Annotated in this window: 8 protein-coding genes; 3 read left to right on the top strand and 5 right to left on the bottom strand. The window is 71.3% G+C overall.

Annotated elements, in window-relative coordinates; all coding sequences use genetic code 11:
- Positions 1-27: 27 nt before the first annotated feature.
- Positions 28-1,500, top strand: coding sequence for an asparagine synthetase B family protein (locus tag J2851_RS10185; RefSeq protein WP_209766163.1), 1,473 nt, complete (start codon positions 28-30; stop codon positions 1,498-1,500).
- Positions 1,501-1,557: 57 nt separating this feature from the next.
- Here J2851_RS10185 and J2851_RS10190 read toward each other — a convergent pair whose 3' ends face one another.
- From J2851_RS10190 to J2851_RS10205, 4 genes are read right to left on the bottom strand one after another with little or no spacing between them, the layout of a single operon-like run.
- Entirely contained in the window at positions 1,558-2,514 is a 957-nt protein-coding gene (locus J2851_RS10190) for a glycosyltransferase family 2 protein (protein ID WP_209766164.1), read from the bottom strand.
- Entirely contained in the window at positions 2,514-3,500 is a 987-nt protein-coding gene (locus J2851_RS10195; protein WP_209766165.1) for a glycosyltransferase, read from the bottom strand. The genes J2851_RS10190 and J2851_RS10195 overlap by 1 nt, the downstream gene beginning before the upstream one ends.
- Before the next feature lie 17 nt (positions 3,501-3,517).
- Entirely contained in the window at positions 3,518-4,762 is a 1,245-nt protein-coding gene (locus tag J2851_RS10200; RefSeq protein ID WP_209766166.1) for an alginate O-acetyltransferase AlgX-related protein, read from the bottom strand.
- A gap of 7 nt (positions 4,763-4,769) precedes the next feature.
- Entirely contained in the window at positions 4,770-6,161 is a 1,392-nt protein-coding gene (locus tag J2851_RS10205; RefSeq protein ID WP_246500554.1) for a hypothetical protein, read from the bottom strand.
- A 384-nt stretch (positions 6,162-6,545) separates the two neighbouring features.
- On the opposite strand from J2851_RS10205, the gene J2851_RS10210 reads away from it, so the two are divergent.
- Together J2851_RS10210 and J2851_RS10215 are read left to right on the top strand one after the other, a co-directional pair.
- Positions 6,546-8,504, top strand: coding sequence for a right-handed parallel beta-helix repeat-containing protein (locus J2851_RS10210; protein ID WP_209766167.1), 1,959 nt, complete (start codon positions 6,546-6,548; stop codon positions 8,502-8,504).
- Between the two features lie 4 nt (positions 8,505-8,508).
- Positions 8,509-9,135, top strand: a complete 627-nt coding sequence (locus J2851_RS10215; protein WP_307419382.1) for a demethoxyubiquinone hydroxylase family protein — start codon at positions 8,509-8,511, stop codon at positions 9,133-9,135.
- Between the two features lie 42 nt (positions 9,136-9,177).
- On the opposite strand, the gene J2851_RS10220 is transcribed toward J2851_RS10215, so the two are convergent.
- Positions 9,178-11,196 carry an ATP-binding protein gene (locus tag J2851_RS10220; protein WP_209766168.1) on the bottom strand — a complete coding sequence of 673 codons (2,019 nt, stop codon included), beginning with the start codon at positions 11,194-11,196 and terminating at the stop codon, positions 9,178-9,180.
- Between the last annotated feature and the right edge of the window lie 5 nt (positions 11,197-11,201).

Genomic DNA, 11,201 nt, shown 5'->3' on the forward strand with positions numbered 1-11,201 from the left:
ACGAGGGTCCGGAGAGGGGAAATCGGCATGCTGCACCGGCGGCAGTTCATCGTGTCCAGGCAAGCGCAAGCGATCGGGTCCGACTGGGTGGTCCGTGACATCGGCGGGCTGGTCCTGTCCCACGCGCCCGACCTGCCGGTCGAGCGCGTGCTCGGCGCCGACGGCACGGTCTGGCACCTGCTTGGCCTCGCCGTGCAGACCGACCCGGCGCGTCCCGATCCGGCCGAGGCCCTGGCCGGTTCGCGCTTCGAGACCATCGGGGAGACGCACCGCTCCTGGGCGGGGCGCTGGGTCCTTCTGAGCAACCGCGCCGTGCACATGGACGCCGGCGGCACGCTCGGCGTCTTCTACGGCGAGGTGGACGGCGGCCTGGTCCTGTCCTCCAGCGCCGCGCTGATGGCGGAGCTGCTGGGCGACAAGGCGGAGTTCCGCCGCCGCCTGACGCACGAGGCCGGGCTCGACTGGTACCCGCTGCCGGGCTCCGGCCTGAAGGGGGTGCGCCGCCTGCTGCCGACCCAGGTGCTGAACCCGTCCCGCCGCATCGGGGAGGAGGGGTTCCTCACCTTCCGCCGGCCCTTCCCGCCGCTGCTGCCCGGCTTCTCCGACGAGCAGGCCATGGAGCGGATGGAGCGCATCCTGGTAACGGCCGTGCGCAACCTGCACCGGACTGTGGGGCGGCCGCTGATGCTGCAGCTGACCGCCGGCTTCGACACGCGCCTGCTGCTGGCGACCGCGCGCAAGGCGGAGGTGCCCTTCGCGACGTTCACCTTCGACCACAAGGACCTGACCCCCGGCGACCGCAAGCTGCCGCCGAAGCTGGCGCAGATCGCGGGGGTGGAGCACACGCTGATCCACTGCGGCCCCATCGACCGGCAGCGGGCGCGCGACTACCTCGCCCACACCGGGCGCCACACGGCGGCGCTGGACGGGGAATTCCATTCCAACGGCGCCTGGGAGGGCGTGCCGGAGGGCAGCACCGTCCTGCACGGCGGCGTGTTCGAGGTGGCGCGCTGCTTCTACTGGGGCCAGATCCCGCCGGGCCTGACCGCGGACGGCGAGGACACCGCCGCCCGCCTGTTCGACAGCTTCCGCGGCAAGCTGTACAACCCGCTGTCCCACTACGACTCGCTGCGCGAGTGGCTGGACTGGGTGGTGCGCACGCCGGAGCTGGCGATGGATCTCCGCGACCGCTTCTACCTGGAGCAGCGCGTCGCCGGCTGGCTGTCGGCCATCGACCAGGGCGTGGACCTGACCGGCCGCCAGCTGTTCCAGCCCGGCAACTGCGCGGACTTCATGGCGGTGGCCCTGGCCCTGCCGGTGGACGTCCGCCGCGCCAGCCGCCACCACGCGGAACTGATCCGCCGCATGGCCCCGGAACTGCTGAGCGAACCGATCAACCCGCCGCAGCCCGCGGTCCTGCGCCAGCTCCGCAAGCTGCCGCGCCGCCTGAACAAGCTGCGCACGGCGATCGGGCACCATTTGATGCGGAAAGCGGGGTAGGGGGACGTCCTTACCCCCACCCCGACCCTCCCCCGCTGGGCGGGGGAGGGAGATGGGCTAGTTCCCTCCCCCGCCCAGCGGGGGAGGGTTAGGGTGGGGGCCCAGCGCGACCACTGACCGCTCCACAGACGACTCCGGAGCATTCCCCACCCGCCCCGGCGCCGCTGTGGCGGCCAGGTGCTGCCAGCGCCGGTAGGCCTCGGCGCTCACCGGCGCGCGGTGCTTTCGCCCGATCCGGACGATCTCCGGCAGGGCCGCCAGCACCTTCAGGTCGGTCAGGCGCGGGCCGTGCCGCAGGTTCTTCCAGCTGTTGCCGATCCAGGCCCGGGCGAATCGCCAGGGCAGCAGCCCGGCGGGGCAGCGGGCGACCTCGCGGATCAGGTCGTTGCGGTGGTTGTAGAAGCGCTCCAGCCCCGGCTTGCGGCCCTTCTCGCTCTTGTCGTGGTAGACCATGACGTCGGGCAGGGCGACGACGCGGAAGCCGGCGCCCATCAGGCGCAGGCAGCGGTCCTTCTCCTCGCCCTGGCGGTACAGCTCCGGCATGTAGAGGCCGACCGAGGCCACGGCGCTGCGGCGCAGCAGGTGGCCGCAGCCGACGTACCAGGGCACGTCGAAGGGGGCGACGCCGCGCGGGAAATAGACCAGCCCGTCGCGTGTCTCGATGTTGCAGGCGACCCCCGCCGTGTCGGCGTGCGACTCCAGATAGGCCACGGCGCGGGCGAGCCCATCCGGCTCCTCGAACCAGGAATCGTCGTCCACCGACAGGACATAGTCGCCCGTCGTGTTCACGAAGCCGAAGTTGCGGGCGTAGATCAGCCCGGCGTTGTGCGGCAGGCGGACGTAGCGGACGCTGGGGAACTCCGTCCGCACCATCGCGTCGGTGCCGTCGGTCGACCCGTCGTCCACCACCAGGATCTCCGCCACCGCGTGGCTCTGCGCCAGCAGGCGCGACAGTGCGGTGCGCAGCTCCGGCGCGCGGTTGTAGGTGGCGATGACGGCGCTGACGGATGCCATCAGGCGACCTCGCTGGACGACGAAGACGCACGCGGCCGCTCCGGCATCGGCAGGAAGGTCGGCGGGCGCTTCTGCTCCTCCGGATACTCGTCGCGCAGGCCGGCCAGGTAGCTCTCCAGGAAGACGCTCAGGCCCTTGAAGTCGCGGTTCAGCAGGTAATGGGCGCTGTACTTGGCGATCATCCGCGGGATCACCGACGCCTTCTCGTAGTTGGCGTGGATGTAGCCCATGTTGCGGAAGAAATGCGGGGTGCGGTCGGCGCGCATCGTCTCCACGGTGCCCAGCCGGCCGCCCAGAACCTTGTGCTCCGTCCGCGACATGCCGGGGTGGACGTGGATCGCCTTCACCGCGGTGCCGGACTTCAGCCCGGCGCGGCGGGCGCGCAGCGTGAATTCGTACTCGTCGCCCCAGATGAACATCTCGCGCTTCACGTTGCCGATGGTCTCGAAGACCTTGCGGCCGATCAGCGTGCCGTTGAACAGCGCGATGGTGTCCGGCACCAGCCCGTCCACGGCCTTCGCGCGCAGCGCGTCGGGATCGCGGATTCCCTGCATGGGGAAGGCGAGGATCCCGTGGTCCTCCGCCGCCAGCACCAGCGGGCCGACCATGTCGAGGTGGTGCCGCTCGGCCTGGGCCAGCAACTCGGCCAGCGCGCCCGGCTGCGGGATGCCGTCGTCGTCGGTGCTCCAGATCCAGCGGTGGCCGAGGCCGAGCGCGGTGTCGAAGGCGGTGTGGTAGGCGCCGGCGGAGCCGCAGTTGGCCTGCCGCACGACGACCAGCACGTCGCCCCATTCCTCCTTCTGGGCAGCCAGCCATTCGGGCGTGCCGTCGCTGGAGCCGCTGTCCACCACCACGACCCGGTCGGGCCGCGGCACCTGGTTCAGGATGGCGGCGAGGCAGGTCGGCAGCAGCGCCAGCCGGTTGTGGGTGACGACGATCGCGGCGACGTCGCGGGCGACGTCCGCCGCCGGAAAATTAGGTACCATGGCCGGGCGATCCTCGATCAATCAGTCTGCACTTGGAACGGAACGCAGTCGGAGGAGGGCGGGCGGCAGGGCAGGTTCGCCACGCTCGGCGCCTCGGTGGGGACCAGCACGCCCAGCCGCGCCAGCGAGGCCTGCACGACGCGCGCGGCGTAGAAATGCCCCTCCGTCCCCCAGCGGCTGTCGTTGGGCTTGTACAGGTCGGTCACGCCGCCGGCGGCCAGCGCCTTCAGCCCGGAGGCGAGCGGGGCGAGGTGCAGCGTGCGGTCGTCGGACAGCACCTCCTCCACCGCGGAGCGGACGGGCGGGGGCTCCAGCAGGAAATCGGCGTAGACCGTGCCCTTGTCCGGCGCGACCATCAGCAGGAAGCGCGTCCGCCCGTTGGCCTCCACCGCGGCCTGAAGCGCGCGCAGGCTCCGCCGCCGCTCCTCCAGCAGCGCGCGGTCGGCCCGCCAGGGCAGGAAATCGTCGGTGCGGAACAGCGTGCTGGAGGCGGCGGCCGAGCTGAACAGGCCCGCGTAGACCAGCGTCCGCTCCTGCACCGAGGCGGCGGGCAGGTTCAGCAGCGCGCGCGGCATGGCCTTCACCAGCATGTCCATGGCGTAGCCGACCGGGGGTGCGGCCCAGGCGTGGGCGCGGGCGCGGGTCCAGGGCTGCGCGGTCTGCCCGATCGCCTTCGGCGTCAGCGGTGCGGCCTTCGGTGCCGCCGATTGGCCCCTTTGCTGGGAGACGACGGTCAGCGCGGGCGCGCGCAGCAGGCTTTCCGCCGGGGCGGGCAGATGGGCGGTGCGGGCCGGCAGGTCGCGCTCGGCCACCTCCAGCACCAGGGCGCGGGGCGGGCGGTCCCGGAAGTCGGCGGAGGCCAGATACTTGGCCAGCGGCGTCTCGTCCAAATGCAGCACGCCGACGCTCAGGCCGGTCTGGTTGCGCAGGTGGTCGGTCCAGTAGTGGCCGTAGGGGGTTCGGCTGTCCGACGGGTCGGGGCGGGAGAAGCCGTCGCCCATCACCACCACGTCGTAGGCCGTGCCAAGCCGGGCCGCCTCGGCCAGTGGCGGGACGAAGATCGCCTGCGGGGCCGACGGGCCGAAGCGGTTCTCCGCGAAGCCGCCCATCCGCGTCAGGTCGCCGTCGGGCGGGTCCAGCGCGTGGGCGAGCGGGAGTACCAGCGCCGCCACCAGCGCGCAGGCCCGCAGGGCAAGGCCGTCGAACCCCCGGAACAAGCCCCCGAACAAGCCGCCCAACAGGCTTCCGAACCGCATCCTCATGCCGTCCTCACAGCCGTTCCGGCAGGCGCAGCGCGGGCTGGTCCGCCCGGTCGGCGATCCCGTCGCCCAGCCGCATCCAGACGCGCAGCAGCCGGGTCACCGCGATCCACAGCAGGATCGGCAGCAGCGAGAAGAAGCCGAACTTGACGATGGTGATGTTGCCGTCGCGGAACCACTGCAGCGACAGCGGGATGAAGGCGCAGTAGAACAGCACGGCGTAGCGGTTCTGGAACCCGCTCTGCCAGAACCAGCGGTGCAGCCGGCCCAGGATCAGGCCCACCACCACCATGGTCACGATCATGCCGATCCAGCCGCCGCTCATCCAGCCGTCGCCGGCCAGCGAGGTGGTCAGGTTGGAGAAGTTGCCGAAGTCGTGCAGCGACACCCACTTGACCGGCGCGCCGATCGGCTTGTCCGGCCACAGCATGCGCGGGATCGGTTCGGTGAACAGCTGCAGGTACTGGGTGAACCAAGTGTAGGTGCCGGACTGGTTCGGCACGACCCAAAGGATGAAGGCCAGGAAGTCGAAGTTGGCGATGTCCTGGTTCGACACGCTGTCGACGAAGGAGCTGGAGCCGCCGTCGAACATGCGGAACATGTTGAACGGGCTGACGCTGCCGTCCAGCACGCCGCGCAGGAAGTCGCGGTTGTTGCCCAGCGTGTGGAACAGCAGAAGCACCGGCAGGCCGGCCGCCACCTGCCACCAGCGGAACCACTTGGCCCGCGTGTGGTACAGCACCAGCAGCACCATGCCCAGCACGCCCATGATGATCGCCCAGCGCCCCCAGCCGAGGAAGGCGCGGTAGCTGACGAAGGCGATGAAGGGGATGAAGGACAGCGGGTGGAAGCGGCTGACCCAGATGATCCCCAGCGTCAGCGGCAGGCCCATGGAATGCGCCTCCGCGATGTAGCCGGTGGTGTTGACGTAGACCGGCTGGCCGGTCATCGGGTCGCGTTCCATCTGGACGTCGCCGGTGCCGCTGAAGTCCGCGCCCTGCTGGCGCAGGATGGCCGAATAGACGGCCAGCGGCGCCAGCGCGACCACCGTCATGACGAAGGCCGTGATGTCCAGCCGGTCGAAGGTGAATTTCGGGATCCGGCTGAGGTCCGGCCTGACCCGCCCGGCGTAGCCGCAGGCGATGGAGAAGGCGATCAGCGCCACCGAACTGACGGTCAGCGACTTCACGAATTCCGTGGCGCTCGGCCAGAATCCGATGAACAGCCAGACGTTGTCGATGTTGAAGGTGTACACCAGCAGCGGGCGGATCACGAAGACCAGCGTGTGGAAGACCAGGTAGTAGGTCAGGGGGTGGAACATCGACGCGGTGCCGCTGCTCACGAACACCACGGCGACCAGGGCCACCACCAGCACCTGCGCGATCAACGCCGTTTCGATCATACCGGGCTCCGCCTCGCTCGTGACGACGCGCCTCGCCCGCCCAGCCCGTTTGAAGGAGCCGGCGGGGAGGACGTCCGGACGAAGCAACGCGGCGCACACGGGCCGGGGTCCGACGGAGGAGCGTGCGCAGACGGCGAGCGCATCCCGAAAGCGGACTATCCCCACTGGGGTGTCAATCGTCCGCAGGTCTCTACGCCGGAGGGCGGCGTTCAGCCCTCCGGTTGGCGGGGGCCGATGAAACTTTCCGGTGTGCCGTCCTCCGGATTGACGGGAATGATGAATTCTTGATCCACGCCCTCGCCGCGATTTCGGGGCAATCCCTTCGCGCTTTTGCCACGCCGGGGCTCCGCCGCCAGTTTCGCTAGCGTCCGAAGCGGAGGTGATATGACGCGCCTGAGGAAAAGCTGGTCCCGCGGTGTCTTTGCGCTGCTGTTGAGCCCGATCCTGTGCATGCTCCTGTCCGTTCCGGCGCTGGCGGCCGATCCGGCCATCTATGTGTCCACCAAGGGCAACGACCATTGGTCCGGCCGCCGCGCCGACCCGACCCCGGACGGCAAGGACGGCCCCGTCGCCACGCTGGAGCGCGCCGTGGAGGCGGCCCGCCAGGCGAAGACGCGCGTCGTCCTGCTGCGCGGCGGCACCCACCGCCTGACCGAGACCGTCACGCTGGGGCCGGAGGATTCCGGGCTGCGCATCGCCGCCTATTCCGGCGAGCAGCCCGTCCTGTCGGGCGGGGAGCGCGTGACCGGCTTCACGGTGGAATCGGGCGGCACCGTCTCCGCCCCGCTGGCGCGGGAGCCCGGCCTGGACGTCACCGCCGGCGGCGTCCGCCAGCGCGCGGCGCAGAGCGGCAACTTCGACCCCAACGACCCGATCCGCTCCGGCTGGTTCGTCGCGCAGGCCACCAAGGGCGGCGGCGACAAGCGGCAGTTCCGCTTTCCGCCCGGCACGGTTCAGTCGGCCTGGGCGGTCCCCGGCGTGCGCGTGCAGGCGCTGGACCGCGCACGCCAGGCCGACGACATCCGCGGCATCGAGCGCATCGACCGGAACGGCACGCTCGTGCTCGACCGCGACGGCTGGTACCCGTTCCGCGACGGCACGACCTTCCGCCTGCTCGGCCACCCCGACTTCCTGAGGTTTCCCGGCCAGTTCGCCTGGCGCGCGCGGGACAAGCGCCTTCTGCTCCGCCCGCACGACCCGGAGGGCTTCGCCCGCAGCGGCGAGGCGGTGGTGGCCCGGCTGGCGCCGCTGATCCGGGCGGAGAAGGCCGACAATCTCACCATCGAGGGCCTGGGCTTCGCCGACACGCCCTACGACGGCGCCGCCATCCGCCTGACGGGCGGGACGGGGCATCGCGTCGCCGGCAACCGCTTCTTCGCGGTCGGCACGGCCGTGATCCTGGACGGGGCGGACGGCAGCGAGGTCACCGGCAACGCCATGGAGCATCTGGGCCGCAGCGGCGTGGAACTGACGCCGGGCAGCAACGGCAACCGCGTCGTCGCCAACAGCATCCGCAACATCGGCGAGGTGAACTTCTACAGCGCCGGGGTCATGGCCGCGGGCGTCACCCGCACCATCATCGCCCACAACGACATCCGCACGGCGGCGCGCTACGGCATCTCGCTGAAGAACTGGAACCCGCAGACCAAGAACAGCGACAACGTCGTCGAATACAACCGCATCCGCGACGTCGGGCGGGAGACCGCCGACCTCGGCGCCATCGAGACGCTGGGGCGCAGCGACATCGACACGCGCACGGTGATCCGCTTCAACGACATCCGCGGCACCGGCGGTCTTGCCACCAACCCGGCCGGCGACTGGCTGGTGCGCTACAAGGGCTTCGGGATCTACCTTGACGACCTGACCAACGGCGTGACCGTCCAGGGCAACTTCCTGGAGGACACCGGCTGGGCGGCGGTCTTCATCCACGGCGGAGACGGCAACCGGGTGGAGAACAACATCGCCGTGCTGACCGAGGGGCGCGACAAGTTCGTCCGCTTCGAATGGGTGCCCAGCGCCGGGACGGCCGGCTTCCTGCACGACAACGCGGCGACGCGGAACCTCGTCTACGCCCGCGTGCCGGTGGAGCAGATCGTCACCAGCCTGACCGGCGGCGAATACCGGCTGGAGAACAACATCCTGGACCGCGCCGGCCGCAACGCCCGCGCCCAGGCGGCGGCGTCGGACCGGACGCAGCGCTCGGTCCAGGCGGGCAGCCTGCCGGACCCCTATTTCCAGGACCCGGACAAGGGCGACTTCCGCCTGCGCGCGAACTCCCCCGCCCGCAAGATCGGCTTCGAGGACCTGCCCTGGTCCCGCATCGGCCCGGAAGGGGCTCGCTGACGCCGTGGACGCCGTCTCTCCCACACCCCCGATCGAAGGGGCCCCGACCGAAGGGGCCCCGACCGAAGCGCCGCCCTCGGAGACCATCGGCCTCCCCCCGCCGCGCCTCGACCTGGACGCCCTGCCGCCCCGCATGCTGCGCGAGCTGCGCGCCAGCCATGTGGGGGAAACGGTCGCGGTGAACCTCTACAACGGCGTGGCCGGCGCCACGGCCGACCCGGAGCTGCTGCGCTTCGCGGCCTCGCACCGGCTGGTCGAGCTGCGGCACCTGCGCCTGTTCGAAGCGGTGCTTCCGCACGCGCGCCGCAGCCGCCTGATGGGGTTCTGGCGCCTGTCCGGCCGGCTGATGGGCGGACTGCCGGCCCGCCTCGGCCCAGCCTACTTCTACGCGGTGGTCGCAGGCGTGGAGGCCTGGGTGGACGGCCACTACGCCGGGCAGATCGACACCGCCCGCCGCCTGGCCCCCGATCCCGGCCTGCTGCGCATGCTGGAGGCCTGCCGCCACGACGAGATCCAGCACAGCCTGGACGCGGCGCGGCTCGACCCGTCCCCGCCCTGGGGAGCCCGCGCGCTCGCTTGGGCGGCCGTGGCCCTGTCGCGCCTGGGCGTGGCGGTGGCGCGACGGGTGTGACCGGCGGACCTTTCAGGCAATGGGGGCTCAGGCGACGGGAGCTCAGGCGATGGGCGTGCGGTCGGCGGCCGGGGCGGCCATCGCGCGCGTCACGGCCTTGATCAGACCGGCCGTGTCGAACGGCTTGCCGATCACCGTGAAGCCCAGGGCGCGAGCCTCCGCGATGGAGTCGCTGTAGCCGGACACCAGCAGGACGGGCAAGTCCGGCCAGTCCTCCCGGACGCGCCGGGCCAGGGCGACGCCGTCCAGGGAGCCGGGCAGCCGGATGTCGGAAACCACCACCTGGATGGGATCTTCAGGCGACCGGGCCGACAGGAGGTCCAGCGCCGCCTCCGCGTCGACGACCCGGCGCACGGTGAAGCCGGCGTCGGTCAGCAAGGCGGTCGTCACCCGCCCGACCTCCTCGTTGTCCTCCACCAGCAGCAGGCGCGTGCCGGGCCCGATCCTGTCCGCCGGGGCATCCGCCCATCCGGCCACGGCCGTGCCCTCCGTCTCCTCCGCCAGCGGCAGGTGGATCGACACCGTCGTGCCTTGTCCTTCCCCGGGTCCTTCGGCGCTGGTGATGGACACGCCGCCGCCCGCCGCCTTGGCGAGGCCATAGACCTGGCTGAGGCCGAGTCCCGTGCCCGACCCGACGCCCTTGGTGGTGAAGAAGGGCTCGAAGACGTGGGGCAGGATCTCCGGCGGCACGCCGACCCCGCTGTCGGTGACCGACAGCGTCACGGCCCGGCCCTCTTCCCCTCCCTCCAGCGTCGTCCGCTCCAGCGCGATGCGCAGCGTCCCGCCGTCCGGCATCGCGTCGCGCGCGTTGACCGCAAGGTTGATCAGCGCCAGATCCAGCTGCACCGGGTCGATGGCGACGCGGAAGCCGGGGGTGAGGTCGAGATCGAGCGCGATGGCGCCGGTCAGCGACTGGCGGATGAGGCCGAGGTTGCCGCCGATCCGCTCCGCCAAGTCGATGGTCTCCACATGGGCTGCGCTGCCGCCGCGGGAGAAGACCAGCAGGTCGCGGGTGATCCGCGTTCCCTTCTCCACGGCCAGCTTGATCGACGCCAGATGGCGATCGAGCTTGGCATCCTCCACATGGTGGCGGTCGCGCAGGCGGCGGCCGATCAGGTCGGCGTTGCCCTGGACGGCCATCAGCAGGTTGTTGACGTCGTGCGCCACCCCGCCGGTCATGCGGCCGAGCGCTTCCATGCGGGCGGCGTGGGCCTTCGCCTGGATGTCCTGCCGCTCGGCCCGAAGCTCCCGCCGCAGCAACCCCACCAGAAGGGCGGTGAGGCCAAGCGCCGCGACGCAGGCGATCGCCAGGATCCAGACGGAGCGGTCGAAGGGCGCTTGATAGACGGCGATCGGGATGGCGACATGGACGGACCAGCCGGTCTCCGGCGACTTGCGGAAGGCGGTGATCATGCCGGCGTTGTCGGGCGTCAAGCCCCGGTAGACACCCGCGTCGCCTTCGGCCCGCGCCTTCAGGGCCATGGGGCCGGGGGACTGGCCGATGCGGTCCGGGTTTCCCGTCGTGGCGACGATGACTCCGGCGTTGTCCACCACGATGCCGCGCAGCGGCTCCCGCAGCCCCGCGCGCAGCAGGTCGGCGAAGCGGTCGGCCTTGATGGTGGCAGCCAGCGTGTAGACGACCTGCCCGTGCCGGATCACCGGCGCACGCACGCTCACCATGCCCCGGCCGTTGGGCGAGGCCGTGCCCGGCCCGACCATGTTGCCGACGATGGGCTTGCCCACCGCCACGACGCGCAGGTGCCCCGCCTCGTCGACGACATGGCCCAGCGGGGTCCCGAAGGGCAGGCCGGTGTTCACCAGCTGGTCGCCCGCGATGTTGGCCAGGAAGATGCGGTCCCAGTGCGGAAGCTCGGCCTTGAAGCGGGTCGCCACCTCGTAGAAGGGGGCCAAATCCGCCACGTCCTCGTCCAGCCGGGGGGAGCGCGCCAGGACCTTCAGCAGCTCGATCTGGGTCGCCAGGTCGTGGTCGATGCGCGCCGACAGCGCGTCCGCCCGGCCGACGGCCTCGTCCCTCATCCGCTCCTGCTGCGTGTGGAGCACGAACG

The organism is Azospirillum rugosum, assembly GCF_017876155.1.
GTDB lineage: Bacteria > Pseudomonadota > Alphaproteobacteria > Azospirillales > Azospirillaceae > Azospirillum > Azospirillum rugosum.